This window comes from Streptomyces koelreuteriae (assembly GCF_018604545.1).
Taxonomy (GTDB): Bacteria; Actinomycetota; Actinomycetes; order Streptomycetales; family Streptomycetaceae; genus Streptomyces; species Streptomyces koelreuteriae.
In genome coordinates this window covers 2,813,455-2,831,582 of sequence record NZ_CP075896.1, presented here as the reverse complement: position 1 = coordinate 2,831,582, position 18,128 = coordinate 2,813,455, and the positions used below count along the sequence as shown (strand labels likewise).

General features: G+C 68.8%; 18 protein-coding genes. 16 read left to right on the top strand and 2 right to left on the bottom strand.

The genetic code is table 11. The features are described from left to right. The first annotated feature begins 108 nt into the window (after positions 1–108). The 8 genes from KJK29_RS12385 to KJK29_RS12350 all read left to right on the top strand — a co-directional run bounded on the left by KJK29_RS12385 (position 109) and on the right by KJK29_RS12350 (position 7,904). Positions 109–342, top strand: a complete 234-nt coding sequence (locus KJK29_RS12385) for a Flp family type IVb pilin (protein WP_215118880.1) — start codon at positions 109–111, stop codon at positions 340–342. Continuing rightward, positions 339–944: a pilus assembly protein TadG-related protein gene (locus KJK29_RS12380; protein WP_215118878.1), complete on the top strand. Its 606-nt coding sequence runs from the start codon at positions 339–341 to the stop codon at positions 942–944. Before KJK29_RS12385 ends, KJK29_RS12380 begins: the two co-directional genes overlap by 4 nt. A gap of 34 nt (positions 945–978) precedes the next feature. Further along, a complete protein-coding gene (locus KJK29_RS12375) occupies positions 979–1,554 on the top strand; it encodes a hypothetical protein (protein WP_215118876.1) in 576 nt (191 codons plus the stop codon). An 8-nt stretch (positions 1,555–1,562) separates the two neighbouring features. Continuing rightward, the gene (locus KJK29_RS12370; protein ID WP_215118875.1) at positions 1,563–2,210 is read left to right on the top strand and encodes an OmpA family protein; all 648 of its coding nucleotides are present in this window, start codon (positions 1,563–1,565) and stop codon (positions 2,208–2,210) included. Positions 2,211–2,272: 62 nt separating this feature from the next. Then, the gene (locus KJK29_RS12365; RefSeq protein ID WP_215118873.1) at positions 2,273–4,996 is read left to right on the top strand and encodes a Flp family type IVb pilin; all 2,724 of its coding nucleotides are present in this window, start codon (positions 2,273–2,275) and stop codon (positions 4,994–4,996) included. Between the two features lie 47 nt (positions 4,997–5,043). Continuing rightward, entirely contained in the window at positions 5,044–6,363 is a 1,320-nt protein-coding gene (locus KJK29_RS12360) for a hypothetical protein (RefSeq protein ID WP_215118871.1), read from the top strand. A 91-nt stretch (positions 6,364–6,454) separates the two neighbouring features. Beyond that, a complete protein-coding gene (locus tag KJK29_RS12355) occupies positions 6,455–7,219 on the top strand; it encodes a hypothetical protein (protein ID WP_215118869.1) in 765 nt (254 codons plus the stop codon). A gap of 64 nt (positions 7,220–7,283) precedes the next feature. Beyond that, positions 7,284–7,904 carry a hypothetical protein gene (locus tag KJK29_RS12350; protein ID WP_215118867.1) on the top strand — a complete coding sequence of 207 codons (621 nt, stop codon included), beginning with the start codon at positions 7,284–7,286 and terminating at the stop codon, positions 7,902–7,904. 36 nt (positions 7,905–7,940) lie between these two features. Here KJK29_RS12350 and KJK29_RS12345 read toward each other — a convergent pair whose 3' ends face one another. Then, entirely contained in the window at positions 7,941–8,324 is a 384-nt protein-coding gene (locus tag KJK29_RS12345; RefSeq protein ID WP_215118866.1) for a DUF192 domain-containing protein, read from the bottom strand. Between the two features lie 228 nt (positions 8,325–8,552). Here KJK29_RS12345 and KJK29_RS12340 point away from each other — a divergent pair, with 228 nt between their 5' ends. From KJK29_RS12340 to KJK29_RS12315, 6 genes are read left to right on the top strand one after another with little or no spacing between them, the layout of a single operon-like run. Next, positions 8,553–9,212: a hypothetical protein gene (locus KJK29_RS12340; RefSeq protein ID WP_215118865.1), complete on the top strand. Its 660-nt coding sequence runs from the start codon at positions 8,553–8,555 to the stop codon at positions 9,210–9,212. Beyond that, positions 9,200–10,237, top strand: a complete 1,038-nt coding sequence (locus KJK29_RS12335) for a hypothetical protein (protein ID WP_370869132.1) — start codon at positions 9,200–9,202, stop codon at positions 10,235–10,237. Before KJK29_RS12340 ends, KJK29_RS12335 begins: the two co-directional genes overlap by 13 nt. Before the next feature lie 53 nt (positions 10,238–10,290). After that, a complete protein-coding gene (locus tag KJK29_RS12330) occupies positions 10,291–10,956 on the top strand; it encodes a hypothetical protein (protein WP_215118861.1) in 666 nt (221 codons plus the stop codon). Positions 10,957–11,013: 57 nt separating this feature from the next. Further along, positions 11,014–11,892, top strand: coding sequence for an LLM class flavin-dependent oxidoreductase (locus KJK29_RS12325; RefSeq protein ID WP_215118859.1), 879 nt, complete (start codon positions 11,014–11,016; stop codon positions 11,890–11,892). Positions 11,893–11,927: 35 nt separating this feature from the next. Continuing rightward, positions 11,928–12,404, top strand: a complete 477-nt coding sequence (locus tag KJK29_RS12320; protein WP_215118857.1) for a GNAT family N-acetyltransferase — start codon at positions 11,928–11,930, stop codon at positions 12,402–12,404. Beyond that, on the top strand, positions 12,401–13,204 hold the full coding sequence (locus tag KJK29_RS12315) for a class I SAM-dependent methyltransferase (protein WP_215118855.1): 804 nt from the start codon (positions 12,401–12,403) through the stop codon (positions 13,202–13,204). Before KJK29_RS12320 ends, KJK29_RS12315 begins: the two co-directional genes overlap by 4 nt. 131 nt (positions 13,205–13,335) lie before the next feature. Here the strand turns inward: KJK29_RS12315 and KJK29_RS12310 are convergent, their stop codons facing one another. Beyond that, positions 13,336–14,487, bottom strand: a complete 1,152-nt coding sequence (locus KJK29_RS12310) for a winged helix DNA-binding domain-containing protein (RefSeq protein ID WP_215118853.1) — start codon at positions 14,485–14,487, stop codon at positions 13,336–13,338. Between the two features lie 757 nt (positions 14,488–15,244). On the opposite strand from KJK29_RS12310, the gene KJK29_RS12305 reads away from it, so the two are divergent. Beyond that, a complete protein-coding gene (locus KJK29_RS12305; protein ID WP_189722993.1) occupies positions 15,245–16,018 on the top strand; it encodes an isoprenyl transferase in 774 nt (257 codons plus the stop codon). Positions 16,019–16,588: 570 nt separating this feature from the next. Further along, on the top strand, positions 16,589–17,914 hold the full coding sequence (locus KJK29_RS12300; RefSeq protein WP_215118852.1) for a PhoH family protein: 1,326 nt from the start codon (positions 16,589–16,591) through the stop codon (positions 17,912–17,914). The last annotated feature ends 214 nt before the right edge of the window (positions 17,915–18,128 follow it).

Genomic DNA, 18,128 nt, shown 5'->3' with positions numbered 1-18,128 from the left:
CGCACGATTGGGCCCGGAATTGGGCCCTGGGGCCCTCTCACGGACGGCACCTCCCGCCGTACGTTCCTCCCGTCGAAAGCGACACAGCCGAAACCGGAGGGGAACACCATGAGCGACCTGATGCTGAAGACCGCCGTCGCGACCAAGGTCCGCGTGAACGGCTGGAAGAACACCACAGCCGAAGCGATGCGCCGCCGCGCCGGCGACAAGGGCCAGACGGCGGTCGAGTACCTGGGTATCATCGCGGTGGTGGTGGCGATCGTGCTGGCGATCACGGGCACGAGCATCGGCACGACGATCCTCAACAAGATCACGACCCTGGTCAACCGGGTCGGAAATTGACGCGACCTCGCAGGTACGGCGACGCCGGGCAGGCCTTCCCCATCTACATCACGGTGGTGGGGGGCCTGCTCTTCCTTGCGCTCGCCTACTTTGCGGTCGGCCAGGCCACGGTGAACCGGGGAGGCGCTCAGACAGCGGCCGACGCTGCTGCACTCGCGGCGGCCCAGGACGCCCGGGACCAGCTCGCAGCCGCATGGGTCCTGTCCGTTCTCGACCCGGACAAGTGGCAGGACATCTTCAACGGCGACGTACCACTGGCCACAGACCCCTGCTCGCGCGCCAATCAGCTGGCCGACCGGAACGACGCCGACGTTCAGGGGTGCTTCGACGCCGGATGGCCCATGGGTTACGAGGTCAACGTGCAGACCAGGAAGCCCATGGGAGAGTCCATAGTCCCGGCCACAGCGCAGAAGAGATCGAGAGCAAGTGCCACAGCCGTCATCGAGCCTCTCTGCGAATTCAAGCCCCCTGCCGAGGACGCGGAGGACGATGTGCTCCCACGCCTCACCTGCGAGGGCGACAGGAACTGGGACCTGAACCCGGATGATCTCACCGACCTTCCGGAACCCGAGGAACTTTTCGACGTTCACCTGGCCGACTGAGAAGCGAACGACGAGTGATGAAGGAAGCGGAGAGATGAGTATGCGGTTCACCGGGCGGGCCCGCAGGGGGATGTTCGCGCTGACTCTGGCGGTCGGACTGGCCCTCGGTACAGTCGGCTGTAGTGGCGACGACGACAAGAAGCCGGACACATCGGCCTCCGCTTCCAGGGACCGCGGCTCTGCGCCGAGCGCTCAGGAGGGGAAGTCAACGGCCCCTCTGGCTGAGCTGAAGGGCAGGGACGGCCTACTTCTTCAGATCACGTCAGCGCAACGGGACGGGGGTGGATTCCTCACCGTGAACGCCCAGTTCAAGAACGACGGATCCGGTTCGCTGACCATCCCCGCCGAACTGCGCGGTGACGAGACGGAGATCCTCAAGCACGGTACGTCGCTCGGCGGCGCGACGCTGGTCGACTCGGGAGGGAAGAAGCGCTACTACGTGCTGCGTGACACGGATGGTCGGCCGCTCACGACCACGGGCCTCACCACCATCGAGTCCGGACAGACGATCCCCGTCTTCATGCAGTTCCCGACGCCCCCTTCGAGTACCACCGACGTCACTCTCCAGATCCCGACCTTCGCCAGCGCCCCCATCAAGATCTCCGGATGAGGCCGGCCATGACCCCCACACGCCCCCGACCGACAACCCCACGCCTCGCCCTGGTCCTCACCGCCGCCACCCTCATGGTCGCCACCAACATCTACGGCGCCGTCTCGGCCCACGCCGACGAAACCCCCGGCGTCCCCCCAGGCACCGAGGCCTCCCCCTCCGCCCCCGTAGAGGTCGACCCCAACGACCCCGACCTCAAACTCCCCGAGGGCGCCACCCTGGCCTCCGCCAAGGTCCTCGACATCAAACAGGTCGTAGAAGACCAAAGCGGCGACGAACGCCGAGAAGACACCAACGCCGACGTCAAGTTCGCCCTCCAGGCCGAGGTCCTCTTCGGCAAGGACAGCGCGAAACTCAGCGCGGAGGCGAAGTCCCGGATCTCCGCGATCGCCGAGGAGATCAAGACACAGAACGCGACGAAGATCCGGGTCTTCGGCTTCACGGACAACCTGGGCTCCTCGGCCCACGGCGACGTCCTGTCCAGGAAACGCGCCGACGCCGTACAGAACGTCCTGGACCAGGAACTGACCGACTCCGACGTCACCTACGAGGTACGCGGCTACGGCGAGCAGTACCCCATCGCGGACAACTCCTCGGAACCCGGCCGCAAGAAGAACCGCCGCGTCGAGGTCTCCTTCCCCCGCTCGGAGAGCTGAGTCACCCGCACCCACTCACCCGGGGCCCGTTCAAGTTGGGCCAGGGGTGGGCCCGGGGGCCCATGTGTCAGCGTTCGATCCTCATTAGCGTCAGCCGGGCGCCTCCCTCGAATGCCCGCCCCGCTGAACCGAGGTCACACATGGCCGGTACCGGTAACTCGATACCCCCGAACGGGATGTGGGGTGCGCAGAACACCCCTCCCTGGGAACGACGTTCGCCGTTGCCAAGGGAGTTGGGCTGGGCGCAGGTGCTGCTGTGGGTGCAGTTCGCGCTGACGGCGCTGTACGTGGTCACCGTGCTGTCGGTGGTGTCGTTCTACTCCGGTGAGATCTTCGGGATCCTGGTGTACGACTCGCTGCCCAGCGTGGCCGGGGTCTGTCTGGCCCGGCGCCTGTGGCGGGGCGGGGTGTGGACGAGCCGCGCGCTGATCGGCGTACAGGCGTGGATCGTGTGGCTGTCGTTCGGCACGCTGACGCACGGTGATCTGCGAGGCATCACGCAGGCGGCGATGCCGGTGGCGGTCATCGTGCTGTTGCGTCGAGCCCGGTCGCGGGAGTGGTTCGAAGCCGCTCCTCAGGACAGGGAGGAGCGGCGGGCGTTCAGCCTGGAGAGGATGATCCGCTGGCGCCGGGACGAGGGCCAGACCGCGGTGGAGTACGCGGGGCTCGTAGCGGTCGTCGCCGCGATCATCCTCGCACTGTCGGTGGGCGGCCTCGGCGGGCGCATCGCCGACGGCATCCGGTCGGCGGTCTGCTCGGTGACGGGCACGGCCTGCGCCGCTCCGCAGGGCGATGGTGCGCAGACGGGTGCGGCCGGGGACGACGACGATGCCCGTAACGGTGGTTCGGACGCCGGCGCCGACGCTGGCAACGGCGCTGATCCAGAGGGTGGCGCGGACGCGGCCGGCGGCGCGGATGCGGCTGGTGGCGCGGGGGCAGACCGTGGCTCGGGCGCGAACGGCGAGGCGGGTGCCGAAGGCGACTCGGGTACCCAGGGCGGTTCGAGTGGACAGGGAGGCACGGGCGCCGGTGGTGGCACGGGCGGCAACAACAGCGGCGGCCGTCCGGCGTGGTCGACTCAGATCATCACCCATGAGGGCGCGGAGCCGGGCGATACGGTTCCGCTCGCTCCGGGTCCCTTCGACGACAAATCCCTCTGGGACGCCGTTCATGACCAGGAACGTCATGACAGGACGTTCATGGACCACGTCCGGGGCTTCTTCGTGGCACCGACCAAGAGCTTCCTGGCCGGCACCATGGACTTGGTGAGCGACCCCGTCGGCTCGATCAAGGACACCTGGAACGGCCTGAAGGGCTACACCACGAACTGGTGGGGCGACAAGGCCGACGAACTGGGCAAGGAGTGGGACAAGGGGAACTACGTCTCCTCCGTATGGGGCTGGGTCAACTCGCCCGAGGACTTCGTGTCCGACCTGGCGACCGACACGTTCGTCGACAAGGAGAACTGGAAGAAGGGCAACTACGGGGCCTCCATCGGCAACACCGTGGTCAACGTCGTCGGCATCTTCAGCCCGAAGACCATCACGAAATTCACCAAGTTCAAGAAGCTGGCCGAGATCGGTGAATCCCTCGACAAGGCGGCGGACGCTGCGGAGGCGGCCCGCAAGGCCGCCAAGGCGGGCGATGCCGAGGGCGCTCGGAAGGCGGCGAAGGACGCCGACGAGGCGGCGGACGCAGCCGAAAAGCAGGCCCGCGATTCGGGCTGCACCATCGCGGCGCCGACTCGCCGGATCCCGTACGGCGACGGCCCGCCCGGAGCCACCCCTGGCCCCCTCACCGGATCCTCCGGCGCAGGCACCACGGTCATCGCCGCCGGCCCTTCCGGCTACCCGTACGTCATCCTCGCCGAGGACGGCTGCGACGAGGAGGCCAAGCAGCAGGCCCAGGACGCCCGCAAGCAGGCCGACGAGGCGGACACGGCCGCGGACGGGGCCGAATTGGCGGATCGCCATGAGGCCGCCAGAAAGGCACTCGAGGACGAGGGCGTCCAGCACGCACCGCGGAAGATCGACGAGTTCGTTCAGCAGGCGAAGGACAACCCGGACCCGGACAAGAAGGAGATCGGCAAGGAGGACGCGGCTCAGGCGCTGGATGAGATCTCCAGACTGGCCGGGACGAAGAGCATCTCCAAGGAGGCACGTTCGTCGCTGACCAGCAAGGTCACGAACGCCAAGAACACCGACGAGCTCAGTCAGGCACGTGCTGAACTGAACGCCGTCCAGCGAGCAGCCGACGGCGAGGCAGTACCTGGCACGACCGTGCACACCGCTGTCGGCAAGGACTTCGGCAAGGAGAACGTCGATCTCGGCAACGGCGAAACGGTGAACATCTCCGAGATCAACGACGCCGACGTGCTCTATCGGGGCAAGGACGGCAAGGTCCACGCCGTGGAGGTCAAGAACACGGGCAATGCCACCATCAAGGCCGACTTCGAACGGCAGGTCGAGGATCTGGCTGATTGGGAGGGGAAGGGCGGCGCAGGCAGGGCGACGCGTGTCGAGATCGAGACCACGGACAAATGGACCAATATCTTCAGCGGCTACAAGAGCGGAAAGCGGGACGGCGTCAAGTACAAGCCTGAAGGGACACCGGCCGGAACCATGGCGAAGAACGGGGTACCGGTACGGATCGCGGGGACGGACATCTCCCCGAGTCAGCTCAAGCGGATGGAGACAGAAATCCAGGCCCGGAAGCAGGCTGGGACGATGAATTGGTCCAGGATGAAGACCCCGAAGGAAGCAATGGATTACCTGGGCGTCTCGTGACGCCAGCGCCTCGGGGGAGCTGCCGGGGCACGGACGGAGAGCGACTAGTGGACACCTACCTGCTGCCCGCCGCCATGCGCGAGCTGCCACCGCCTTGGCACGATCTGACCTACCGCAGGTCTCAGGCTCTGGAGGCACTTGCCCCCACGGAGGAGCGACGTGAGCAGGCCCGGCACGTGCTGCGCGCGTGCCTGCCCGCCCGACGGCAGAGTGTGCATGACTGGGACGAGGAACTACGGGATTTCTACGACGACCGCGATGACCACACCTTGGACGAGGCGGACGCCTGGCTGACCCGCACCATGCCGACCACGTCCCAGGTCACTCGGGAGCGAGTGGCGCGGGTGGTCGGAGCCTGGGCTGACATGGGGATCCCCACGGTGCCTGAGCCCCCGACTGAACAGTGGGTCGACGAAGTGGCGGCAGAGTGGGCCGCCTCGGTGCGGCAGGCGCTGGCGTACGACGCCTTCTCTTTCATCGAGCGCGCCACCACCGCCGGATTGCGCAACGACGGGGAGGCTGAAGACGTCGCGCTGCTCGCAGCCGCGTTCGTGCGGGTCGGCGTGGCGGTCGAGGCGGCGGTGCGCGTGCTTGTCTCGCTCGGTCGTCCGCGCGGCGAACAGGCCCTGCGGGAACTTGTGAACGACGACGAGGTCAGGGACCTCCGCCCGTATGTGCGTTCCCGGCTTCTCGGGCTGCGCCGTCCGGTGTACGAGGCCCGGGCCCGTGAAGTCACCCGCGACGAGGAGCCGCTGCTGCCCCAAGGGCTGCGGGGCCTTCCGTATTCCTGGCAGAACGACTTCGACTGGGGAACGACCGAGCCGGATTCCCACGGCCTCGCCCAGGCGCGTTCGGCACTGGAGGCGTGTCTGACCGTCGAGCGGGTGCCGGACGACGGGCAGATGTGCACTGACACTCCGGCGGACCGCAGCGCCGTCGCCGAGGTGGTGCGTGCCCTGATGCCCTACCCACGGCTGGTCACTCGCGAGCGCATGAACGAGGCGTGGCGCGAGTGCCAGTCGTTGGGGTTCGAGTTCCGAGGCATGGACGCCGCCTGTTTCGCCGACGTCTGGTGCATGAGGATCGCCGACCGGGTCACCGCAGCCGTCTTCCGCTGGCTCGCCGACCTCCCGCAAGGCGGAGGAGTGGCAGACGACAAGGAACCGGCTGTCCTGTCGGCAACGGCCCTCTGGGCTGCGGGACTCGCCGAGCGGTGCGCCCGGTGCGGCAGCGCGGTACAGGAGGCCATCTGGTTCCTCCACCGCACGGATGACGTGCCGAGCAGCCGTGAAGCCCTGGCACGACTGGCCTTCGACCCGAGCCTGCCGGCCACGACGAGGAATACCGCGCAGGAGTGGGCGCCATGATGCCCTGCACCCGTTGCTGGACCCTGAAATTCCCGCACCCCCGGCACACTGCCGGGCGGGTCTACCCGAAGGTGGATGACGAGACCTACCGATGATCTATGACCTGCTGCTGGTCGGGCCGCCGGTGTCCCCCATGTCACTCGCCGAGGCTCTGGCGGGAGCCGTGAGACCAGAAGGCGCAGACGTGGACGTGGCCGACCGGGACGGCGACCAGAGCCAACGCGACTGGACCGCACCCGTCCTCTGCGGCTACAGCAGACTGCGAGGCGACCTGTCGTTGGCCCTGGACATCTACGTAGAGGACGCCTTGGTCAACGAGGCGCCGCCCGAGCCCGAACTCGCTCGACGCTTGGCGGCAGCGCTGGGTGTTCCCGTCCTGTACCCGGCCGAGGTGGACCTTCCGCCGTCGGCATACTGGCTGGCGACCTCTTCGGGACAGTCCGTCCGCGCCCGTCTGCTGTCCTCGGACGACGAACCACCCGTGCACGTGATCGACGCGGTCGAGGCGAAGGTCCCCGGCCTGCCCCGGGCAACCGTCGAGATCCTCCCGGAGATCCTCGAAAGAGACCCCATCCCCACCCCCGTCTCCGACACCGCCCTCGCCACACTCCCCCCAGGCACGGCAGCGAGCGCAGAAGGCCATGTGCACTACTACCTACGCGTCTGGGAAAGGCTGACCCACGCCCTGGAAGGCCTCATCCCGGAGCCGGGCGAGCCACACGCGGACCCCCTACGGGACGCGGTCACCCGCCTCGACCGAACCTTCGGCGAGCACACCGTCCCCGACCCCACACAAGACAACGCGGAAGCGGCCCCGTGGTGGCAGAACCGCGTCCCTCGCCACATTCCCTGGTGAATCACCAACAGGGCACCACCTGGGCATCGACTATCGACTGACGGGACGCCGGGGAGGGACCTTAATGAATGAGCCGGGCACGGAGCAGCCGAATGCCGAGGAGACGTGGGATCCGCAGATCGATCGGTGGCGCGATCCGGAGGGTGACTACGCCCTGCCCCGTGCCATGCGGTCCTTGCCACCGCCGTGGAACGAGTGCGACTGGGGTCGGATCGCGGAACTGCCCCGTTCCGAGGAGCGACTCGCGGAAGCCCGGCGAGTGGTGACCGTACTCCTCGAAGACCCGGAGCTGGCTCCGCATGTGCCTCAGCCACCGTCGCCCGGCCTGCTCCATCATGCGTGGGAGGAGTTCCATCAGGCCGTCGTGAAGAGCATGCCCCGCACGAGCCAGGTGACGTGGTCCGGCGCGGACGACCTGGTCCGCGCGTGGCAGGACCGACCGCACCTGTATCCGCTGCAACTGCACGTCGTACGGCACGTCGAAGCGGCGATGCCGGCCATGATCGCGTCTCTGCGGGACGACATCGCCGACTCGGCCATCGAACTGCTGACGGTGGGCGGACCAGAGGCCCAGCTGGCACTCAAGCGGCTGTCGGTGAAGCCGGGCGGCCCGGCAAACTGGGACAACGCGGAGGCGGCCCGGAGCAGGCTCCTCGGCCTGGGGAGTGAAGGTACGAGCGACTGACAGCAGTACACGTCGGACGACGCCCCCCCCGTGGACCTAACTGCCCTTCTCCACCACGACAACCTCCACCTGGGCACCTTCCCGCACCCCCCACTCACCCATCACTCCCATCCCCGCCTCCACCACATGCCGAGCCCGCAGCCGAGGCATCCCCAGCCGCCCCGGCCGCATGGTGCGTACGGCGATGACACGCAGGTGCCGATCGAGATAGGCGACATCGATCGGCATGCGCATCCGAAAGGTGTGCACGCCGTTGGCGGGGGACAGCAGAATCGCCCCGTCGATGAAGTCCCGCCCCAACAGCCCTTTCGTCCGGGCCCGATACGAGGTGGCGATCTCCAAGGGCACCCGGACAGACGGCCCCCCACCACCCCCACTCACGACCAACTCCCCACGCCCGTCCCGCCAGCGCCGCCCCATACGAGCCCCTTCCACCGTGCCACCTGCTACCTGTCACCGGCTGTCCGACTTTGCTGATTCATAGTTGAAACCGTGTTATGCAACCGTTACGGCCCATACCGGTCGGCGAATCGCCGCTTTCTCCCCATACACCGCGCCAGTTGACAACCCTCACCCTGGTGCGTCCCCACCCCGCTGTATAGCTTTGGTTCGCTCAAGAGAAGCCTCGCCTCTGACCGGGAGCCGACCGTGAACCGCCGCCCCACCCTCCTCGCAGCGCTCACGCTGACCGCCGCTGCGGCCCTGACGCTGTCCGCGTGCGGGAGCGATGACAGCTCCAAGAGCAAGGACAACGACAAGATCGCGGGAGCCGACACGGGAGAAAAGGCATCCGCCTCCCCCTCGGAGAGCGCCGCGGAATCGGCCGACCGGCCGAAGATCGACCTGCCGTCCGACCTCTCCTACACCTTCGACTGGCCCAAGTCCGGGGACAAGGAGAAGGACGCGGTCCTGGCGGACAGCGAGCAGTCCATCAAGGCAGTGGACATGGCGATCGCCAACCAGGACGCGCTCGACAAGCCGTACCTCTACTACTTCGAGGGTGAGGCGGCTGCCTCGACGCAGAAGTTCATTCAGAACTACGTCGATCACAAGGCTTCCATCACCGGCGTCTATCGCTTCTACGCCCCGGAAGTGGCAGTCGACAAGGACGGCACGGCGTCCCTCAGCTATTGCGAGGACCAGGGCAAGGCGTATGTGAAGTACCTCAAGACAGACAAGGTCAAGAAGACCGAGGTGACTGCCAAGAGTTACGTCATCTATCACACGTCGCTCAAGAAGAACGACAAAGGTGTCTGGGTGATTCAGAAGATGATTTCGCAGAGCGGGAGTGCCAAGTGCCGGCCCTGACACGTCCGTTGCGGACGCTTTCTTCGGTGGTCGTAGTCGGCACATGCTGGTCACTCCTCGCACTCCCAGGCGTGGCGCGCGCTGATGACACCCTGGGCGGCGACACACAGGGAAGCAACCAGGGGGCCGACGCCGACGACGACGGCACCCTCTCCGTGACCGCCGGCGGCGTCGTCTTCGACCGCTCCAAGAACGGCACGGGCAACTCCGCCGGTGCCCTGAAGTCGTCCACCTCCTGGACGCCACCGCCCTGCTGGTACGCCCCCAAGTACACGCCGGAGCAACTGCAGAAGACCCTGGAGCCGACCTGGGAAGTCGGTTCGACGGGGTACGAGTGGGACGCCGAGCAGCGCGACCGCTACGTCAACGGGCACCCGTACAAGGACTTCAACAAGGAGAAGACCGGCAAGGGCTACTTCTGGGACTCGTACGTGGACGAGAGTTTCCCTCCGGGGTGGGATTCCTGCGATGAGGACGTTTTCTGGGTGGACCAGGGCGATCCTCCGCCCGCCAACATCGAGAACGCCGTCACTCCCAAGATCCTCGCCGACCTCGCCTACGCGGAGATCCGCGTCCCCAGCACCAGGGTCACCCTGGCACCCGCCGCCGCGACCAAGGTCAACCTGCCGACCTGGTCCTGGCTGGACGCCGCCGACTTCAAGCCGGTCTCCGTCACCGCGTCCGTACCGGCCATCGGCATCACGGCGACCGCGACCGCCGTGCCGCAGTCACTCAGGATCGAGCCCGGCACCGAGGACGCCGTGACCTACCCGGACTCCGGCGTCTGCGAGATCAACAACGGCCGCATCGGCGAGCCCTACGCCAAGGGCAAGGCGGACCAGACACCCCCCTGCGGAGTGAGGTACCTGCGTTCCTCGGGCGACGGCACGTATCCGCTCCAGGCCACCGTCACCTGGAAGATCGACTGGACCGGCAGCGGCGGCGCGGGCGGTACCCTCCCCGACGGCACGTTCGGTGCGACGCAGGACGTCGTCGTCCAGGAGATCCAGGCCGTCAACCGCTGAGCCGGATCGATCCCACCCGGCACGTGTGCTGACTCGGAGGACAGAGAACTCGTATGAACCCCACCGAGCATGCCGTCGCCTGGGAGCATCCGCCGACCCGGCGCGCCTGGTCGATGCAGTTGGCTGCGAACGTGCTCGCTCTGCTCGGCTGGATCGCGCTGTGGACGGGCCTGTTGGCGATCCTGGTGGTCTTCGTTCCTCCCGGGTACACGATCCTCTTCGTGCCGTTCCTGCTGTACAGCTTCTACCGCGCGTTCATCCAGCTCTTCGTCTTCCCCGTTGCCTTCGGGATGAGAAGGGTCCTGCGGGAACACCCGTGGTGTCTGTACCGAGACGCCGCGCACGGCCTTGCCGATCGGCCCGACGTCGTCGGCAGGCAGTGCGGGTGGTTCGAGTTCCCGAACCCCGCCCGCCCGGAGGAGCGCCTGCCCATGGTGTTTCCCCGGCACTGGGGAGTGGGCTGGTGGCACCGGAGGATGGCTCCTCGCGCGGCGCCTGAGGTGAAGGCCCAGATCGGCCTGGTGTGGCTCGCGGGTGACCCTCGCTTCATCGGCGTGATCGCCGCGCCCGCCTCGGACGAGTCGACGCCCCGCCGATTCCGCTTCCTGAGCGGGAACACGGGATCGGACGGAGAGCGCAGTTCTCTCGCCGATCGGGGAGCTACCGCCGAGGACATCGAACGTGGCCGCCGCGCCGGCGTCCGCCTTGCCCGCTCCTGATCCGTCACGCGGCAAGGCTTCCTTGTCTGCCGCTACCGGCCCGGGTAGGAAGACCCCATGACCGAACTCGGCGCAGTATTCCGTCCGCAGCTCGCCCCCGAGCGGCTTCGTGCCGTTGCCCGTGTGGCCGATGAGACAGGCCTCGACCAACTCTGGCTCTGGGAGGACTGCTTCCGAGAAGGCGGTATCTCCACCGCCGCCGCAGCCCTCGCGTGGACCGAGCGCGTGCGGGTCGGGGTCGGGCTGTTGCCTGTGCCGTTGCGGAATGTGGCTATCACGGCGATGGAGGCGGCGTCGCTGCACCGGATGTTCCCGGGGCGGGTGATCGTCGGTGTGGGGCACGGGGTGCAGGACTGGATGGGGCAGGTGGGGGCGCGGGTCGAGTCGCCGGTGACGTTGTTGCGGGAGCATCTTGTGGCGCTTCGGGCCTTGTTGGGAGGGGAGAGGGTGACCACCGAGGGTCGGTACGTGACGCTGGACGACGTCGCGCTCGACTGGCCGCCGGAGGCTGGGGGAGGCGGGGTGCTGGCCGGGGCCACCGGGCCGCGGTCGCTGCGGCTCACCGGGGAGGCCGCCGACGGGACGATCCTCACCGCCGCCACCAACGCCGAGGGCGTGCGCAAGGCGCGGCAGCTCATCGACGCGGGGCGGGAGGCCTCCGGGCGAGGGGCCGGACCGCATCCCGTCGTCGTGTATCTGCTCACCGCGACCGGCACCGACGCCGCCGACCGGCTCCGTGCCGAGCTGGCCGACGAGGGGCTCGAGTCCGTTCCCGATCTGGGGGTCGCCGGGGACGCCGGTGCCGTCGCCAAGGCCGTCGGGCGGCTGGTCGAGGCCGGGGCCGACACCGTGGTGCTGCAACCGACCGGGGACGAGCCCGACCCGGAGGGGTTCGTGCGGTTCGTCGCGGAGGAAGTGCGTCCGCTCGTGCCCTGAGGGCCGTTGTCAGTGGTGGCTGACACACTCCGGGCATGAGTACTGCGGGCAAGAGCGGTGACGACGTGGACGTGCGGCTGCGAGCCGTGGTGGAAGCGGACCTGGAGTTCTTCCTGGAGTACGAGCATGATCCGGAAGCCGTCCGGCGGTCCAGGTTCACGCCCCGGCCTCGCGACGCGTTCCTGCGGCACTGGAAGGCCAACGTCCTCGGGGACGACACCGTCTTCGTGCGGACCGTGACCGTGGGCGGCGACGTCGCCGGCAGCGTCGTCGCCTGGTGGGACGGCGACCGCCGCTTCCTCGGGTACTGGCTCGGACGCCCGTACTGGGGACGCGGCATCGGCAGCCGGGCCATGGCCCTCTTCCTGGAGCGGGAGCGGAACCGGCCGCTGTACGCCGACCCCTTCAGTGGGAACGCCGGCTCCGTTCGTCTCCTGGAGAAGCAGGGCTTCCGCCGCGACGGCATCGTCCGGCACGGAGACGACGAGCATGTCGTGCTGGTCCTGTCATGAGACCGCAGCGCACCTTCGAGGACCTCGTCGCCGAAGGGGCCTCCGTGCCCACGGAAGGCTGGGACTTCTCCTGGTTCGAGGGGCGGGCCACCGAGGCGCGGCCGTCCTGGGGGTATGCCACGTCGATGGCCGCGCGGCTGGGGCGGGCGAGTGCCGTGCTCGACATCCAGACCGGGGGAGGGGAAGTCCTCGACTTCGCCCTTGCCCAAGTGGCCCCCGCACAGCCCCCGCTCGCCGTCGCCACCGAGGGCTGGCCGCCCAACGTGGCCAAGGCGACCGCCCTGCTCCGGCCGCGCGGAGTCGTGGTCGTCGCCGCCCCCGAGGACGCGCCGCTGCCGTTCGCCGACGGTGCCTTCGACCTGGTCGTGAGCCGGCATCCCGTCCGCCCGCAGTGGGACGAGATCGCCCGGGTCCTCCGGCCCGGAGGGACCTATTTCGCCCAGCACGTCGGACCGGCCAGCGTCTTCGAACTCGTCGAGCGCTTCCTCGGGCCCCAGCCGGAGGACGTGCGCGGCGGGCGCCGTCCCGACCGTGAGCGCGCCGACGCCGAGGCCGCCGGGCTCGACGTCGTCGGTCTGCGGGCGGAGCGGCTGCGGATGGAGTTCCACGACATCGCCGCGGTCGTGCACTTCCTGCGCAAGGTCGTCTGGATGGTTCCCGGCTTCACCGTCGAGGCGTACGAGCCACAGCTCCGCGCGCTGCACGAGCGGATCCGGGCCGAGGGGCCCTTCGTCGCCCACAGCACCCGCCACCTCTTCGACGCCCGCAAGCCGGACCCACCCTCCCCTCGCCACCCCTGATCACGCGTGCGGCCTCACCGTCACCCTCCCCTCGCCACCCCTGATCACGCGTGCGGCCCCACCGTCACCCTCCCCTCGCCACCCCTGATCACGGTGCGGCCCCACCGTCACCCACCCCTCACCACCCCTGATCACGCGTGCGGCCCCACCGTCACGTCCCCCACCACCAACTCCGCCGTCGCCTCCAGCACCTCACCCACCCGCTCCGCCTGCTCGCCCAGCTCCCGCTCCTGCCGTGCCGTCAGCCGGACGAGCGGCTCGACCGTGACGGTCGTACGACGGCCCCGGCGCCGCTGGTGCCACACCCCCGCCGCCACGCCGTCGACGAGCAGCACCGGATAGTTGCCCGCCTGGCCGCCCGCGAGGGCGCGCCGGTACGCCGCCCCGGGGAAGAGCCGCTCGCGGGGCTGCCCGGCGATGACGTACGCGTCGAAGTAGGGGAGCAGCCGCACACCCCGAGGGGGCCCGTCGGGGAAGTCGGTGTCGCCCGCCGCCACCCACGCCGGTGTCCCCTCGAAGTCGACCTCCTCGATGCGGCCCGCGGCGGCCAGTTCTCCGAACAGGGTGGTGGCCCAGCCGGGCGGTGCGGCCAGCCACTTCGCGAAGTGCCGCGGGGTGGCCGGTCCGTAGGCGTGCAGATAGCGGCGTACGAAGGTGCCCAGCGCGTCGGGCACGGGCTCCGCGCGCGGCGGGCGGGTGTACGTCGCCTTGCGACCGCGGTTCGGGCCGAAGCACAGCGTGCCCGCCCAGCCCGCCCGGTGCATCACCTGCCGCCAGCGCGGCCACAGGTCCTGGAACGCCTCCACCACCCGGTCACCGGCCCACGGGCCCGTACGGGCCACGATCTCCTCGGTCAGCTCGTCGAGGGTCAGACACCTGCCGTCGAGCGCGTCGCCGATCGCCGTGATGATCTGGCCCGCCTGCTCCTCGGTGAGCCGTACGTCGGGTGGGAACGGGCTCGGTCCGGTCGGAACCGCCGTCAGGGCGGCGGACCAGAGGGGGAGTTCCGCCGCGGGGAGCAGATGTAGCGTGCCGCGCGGGCCGTACGTCTTGATCAGGGACCGGTCGTCCCAGAGCGCCGTCCGTACGTCCGCCCTTGTCAGCCCGGCCGTGCGCATTCCCACCGAGACCTCGGCCGCGGACAGCACCTGCGCGTGCGCGCCCGCCATCGCGCCGACCACCTCGGCGACCGGCGTGCCGCTCCCTGCCGGGTCGGCCAGGAACTGCCGCTCCGCCCGCCGTGCGCTCGCGGAGTCCCATGTGATCCTCACGGTCGTCGTCATGGGGCGACGTTAGGCGCGAATAAGGACAGAAACTGTCCTCTTGGGCCCTCGCTGGTGCGTCACTCCTTTCACTCACTCCACTTGCGCAACTTCCGTCGATGTTTTTCACATCGTTATCGCTCGCGACTCGCCTTCGGTGCCGCCGCTCACGTAAGTTCAGACCAAGGTAATTCGCGTCAGCAAAGCTGCGCGGGCGGTACCGCGCAGTGGAGGGGGCTGCGCGGTGCCAGGGCCTCCCTGTTGGGGTGGCGGCGCGGCCGCCGCGGGGTCAAGCCGGCGTTCGCAGCCGGGTCACCCGTCGGAGGGACGCCGGGGACAACTCGCCGAGCGAGTCTCAAGATGTGGCAAATCCCCCGGATCTTGCCTGAGGGTGCCCGATTTCGCTGCGTATCGGCCGTCTTTCCGTCGAGAACAAGCCACGAACGAGGGCTTCCGCGGGCATCGCCCCGTCGCCGGGTGGCTCCGGAGAGTAGTTGTGGCACGCCGATGCACGCAGCATCACTTACGAAGGGTTATGGTGGAAACCCCCCCTCGGGCCGGTCCGTCTCCCCCCCACGGACCGGCCCGATTTTTTTGTGCGCCGGGGCGGGCCGGAGCATCGGCCGGAATCCTTCCCTCCGCACCCGTTGGCGGCCCGCGGGCACAGCGGGGGTAGGCTTCGCCTCCGGGGACTGCCGCACGGGCAGGGACCGCCCGCGGCCACGACCGGGCCGCACATCGCGGCCTGTCCGATCCTTACGGAGGGGCTGACAATCACGTGAACCTGCGCGACAAGCTGCGTGGCCTGCTGGTCAGGCTGTACGCACGCCGGGTGGAAGGTCACCTGGACCACGCTCAGGTGCCCAAGCACATCGGCGTCATCATGGACGGCAACCGGCGCTGGGCGAAGGCCGCCGGTTCCAGCACCGTCGACGGCCACCGGGCCGGCGCCGGGAAGATCGAGGAGTTCCTCGGCTGGTGCAGTGAGACCGACGTCGAGGTCGTGACCCTCTGGCTGCTGTCGACGGACAACTTCGACCGGCCGCAGGACGAGCTCGGTCCGCTGCTCGGCATCATCGAGGACGTCGTGCGCACCCTGGCCGCCGACGGCCGCTGGCGTGTGCACCACGTGGGCACCCCCGACCTGCTGCCCTCCGGGATGCAGACGGTCCTGAAGGAAGCCGAGGAGACCACCGCGCACGTCGACGGGATACTGGTCAACGTCGCCATCGGCTACGGCGGCCGCCAGGAGATCGCCTACGCCGTGCGCTCCATGCTGCTCGACGCGCAGGAGAAGGGCACCTCGATGGAGGAGCTCGCCGAGGCCGTCGACACCGACATGATCGGGCGTCACCTCTACACGAGCGACCAGCCCGACCCCGACCTGGTGATCCGCACCAGCGGCGAGCAGCGGCTGTCCGGATTCATGCTCTGGCAGACGGCGCACTCCGAGTACTACTTCTGCGACGTGTTCTGGCCGGCCTTCCGCAAGGTCGACTTCCTCCGCGCCATGCGCGACTACGCCGCCCGCCACCGGCGCTTCGGCGGCTAGAGCCCGCCGCTCGCCCGGATCGCGCCGCAGACGCGGGGCCCGGCACGCGCCGCCTCTGCCGTGTTGTCGCCGGTCGCGCCGTTGCCGTAGGTCGCCGACGCCCCCGCCGCGCGGGCGTGCGCAGCGGCCCGCTCCCCGGTGCTCGGGCGGCCGAGCCGTACAACGCTGAACTTTTCGCGGGAGGGCCAACGGTGCCCGGCCGCCGCCCGGGCACCGTGGTCACCGCACGTCGCAACACTTCCCGGTACCCCTCCGAAGACGCGCGTCACACGGAGTTCACCGGCTCGCCGTCATATGCCGTGGCATGGCGGCGCTCGTTCGAGGGCATAAGTCAGACAGGTCGACGCCCGAATCACGGGTGTCGTATCTCAGCGGACGGCACGGGGCCGTCCGCCCGGGAGGCCCTTTGCACCAGCCCGATCGTGCGGTCACAGCACGGACGAAGAAGGCGGAGGGCCGGTCCTCGGCCCGCGCAGGGCGGCCGAGCACCGGTCGGGATTTTTCCCACCCCTCCCGGTCCAGCTTCCACTCCGTCGCTCCCCGACCTCATCCGAGGGGGTACGTCCTTCCGTGGTGACCAGCACAAAGCGCCACAAGCCAGACCGGCGCACCTATGTCCTCGACACCAGCGTTCTGCTGGCCGACCCCAACGCCCTGAGCCGCTTCGACGAGCACGAGGTCGTGCTCCCCATCGTCGTGGTGACGGAACTGGAGGCCAAGAGGCACCATCCCGAACTCGGCTACTTCGCGCGGCAGGCCCTGCGTCTGCTCGACGACTACCGGATTCGTCATGGGCGCCTGGATTCGCCGATCCCGATCGGGGATCTCGGCGGGACCGTCCGTGTCGAGCTCAACCACTCGGACCCCAGCGTGCTGCCCAGCGGCTACCGCCTGGGGGACAACGACTCCCGCATCCTCGCGGTCGCCCGCAATCTGCAGGCCGAGGGGTTCGACGTCACCGTCGTGTCGAAGGACCTCCCGCTCAGGATCAAGGCGTCGTCCGTGGGGCTCCTCGCCGAGGAGTACCGCGCCGAACTCGCCATCACGGACTCCTCCGGCTGGACCGGAATGTCCGAACTGACCCTGCCGGGCGAGCAGGTGGACATCCTCTTCGAGGAGGGGCACGTCTACGTCCCCGAGGCCGCCGAACTCCCGGTGCACACGGGCCTGACCATCCAGTCCGAGCGCGGCAAGGCGCTCGGCCGGGTCACGCCCGAGGGCAACATCCGTGTCGTACGCGGGGATCGGGAGGCGTTCGGCATCAAGGGCCGCAGCGCCGAGCAGCGCATCGCGCTCGATCTGCTGCTCGATCCGGATGTCGGGATCGTCTCCATGGGCGGCCGGGCCGGCACCGGAAAGTCGGCGCTGGCGCTGTGCGCGGGTCTGGAGGCGGTGCTGGAGCGCCGTCAGCACCAAAAGGTGATGGTCTTCCGTCCGCTGTACGCGGTGGGCGGGCAGGAGCTCGGCTATCTGCCCGGCTCCGAGGCGGAGAAGATGAGCCCCTGGGCGCAGGCCGTGTTCGACACGCTGTCGGCGGTCACCAGCCGGGAGGTCATCGAGGAGGTCACCGCGCGCGGGATGCTGGAGGTCCTGCCGCTCACCCACATCCGGGGCCGCTCGCTGCACGACGCGTTCGTGATCGTGGACGAGGCGCAGTCACTGGAAAGGAATGTGCTTCTTACCGTTCTGTCCCGGATCGGGGCCAATTCACGGGTGGTTCTCACCCATGACGTGGCCCAGCGGGACAACCTCAGGGTCGGCCGCTACGACGGTGTCGTCGCCGTCGTGGAGAAGCTGAAGGGGCATCCGCTCTTCGCGCACGTGACCCTGAACCGGTCCGAGAGGTCCCAGATCGCTGCCCTTGTGACCGAAATGCTCGAAGACGGGCAGATCTGACCGTCCCGCCCCAAGCGGTGGTGGTTACGCAGTAGTTGGCGCCGTCCGAAAAGGCGAAGAGCCTAGCCGGGCGGCGCCTTCGCGCGTGAGGGTTTCCGTGAATCTCCTGCATCAAACGGGATGTGAGCTTTCACACCCAGCACAGAATTGCCTTGCCCCGTCGTGGTACGGCAGAGTCTCAGTCCTGTCAGGCCCCGCATACGACACACCTGTA

Excerpts from the sequence above, each read along its gene's own strand:
- KJK29_RS12365 (WP_215118873.1), top strand. The coding sequence starts at position 2,273 with ATGTGTCAGCGTTCGATCCTCATTAGCGTCAGCCGGGCGCCTCCCTCG.
- KJK29_RS12375 (WP_215118876.1), top strand. The coding sequence starts at position 979 with ATGAGTATGCGGTTCACCGGGCGGGCCCGCAGGGGGATGTTCGCGCTG.
- KJK29_RS12370 (WP_215118875.1), top strand. The coding sequence starts at position 1,563 with ATGACCCCCACACGCCCCCGACCGACAACCCCACGCCTCGCCCTGGTC.
- KJK29_RS12320 (WP_215118857.1), top strand. The coding sequence starts at position 11,928 with ATGAGTACTGCGGGCAAGAGCGGTGACGACGTGGACGTGCGGCTGCGA.
- KJK29_RS12355 (WP_215118869.1), top strand. The coding sequence starts at position 6,455 with ATGATCTATGACCTGCTGCTGGTCGGGCCGCCGGTGTCCCCCATGTCA.
- KJK29_RS12330 (WP_215118861.1), top strand. The coding sequence starts at position 10,291 with ATGAACCCCACCGAGCATGCCGTCGCCTGGGAGCATCCGCCGACCCGG.
- KJK29_RS12345 (WP_215118866.1), bottom strand. The coding sequence starts at position 8,324 with ATGGGGCGGCGCTGGCGGGACGGGCGTGGGGAGTTGGTCGTGAGTGGG.
- KJK29_RS12310 (WP_215118853.1), bottom strand. The coding sequence starts at position 14,487 with ATGACGACGACCGTGAGGATCACATGGGACTCCGCGAGCGCACGGCGG.
- KJK29_RS12325 (WP_215118859.1), top strand. The coding sequence starts at position 11,014 with ATGACCGAACTCGGCGCAGTATTCCGTCCGCAGCTCGCCCCCGAGCGG.
- KJK29_RS12315 (WP_215118855.1), top strand. The coding sequence starts at position 12,401 with ATGAGACCGCAGCGCACCTTCGAGGACCTCGTCGCCGAAGGGGCCTCC.
- KJK29_RS12385 (WP_215118880.1), top strand. The coding sequence starts at position 109 with ATGAGCGACCTGATGCTGAAGACCGCCGTCGCGACCAAGGTCCGCGTG.
- KJK29_RS12350 (WP_215118867.1), top strand. The coding sequence starts at position 7,284 with ATGAATGAGCCGGGCACGGAGCAGCCGAATGCCGAGGAGACGTGGGAT.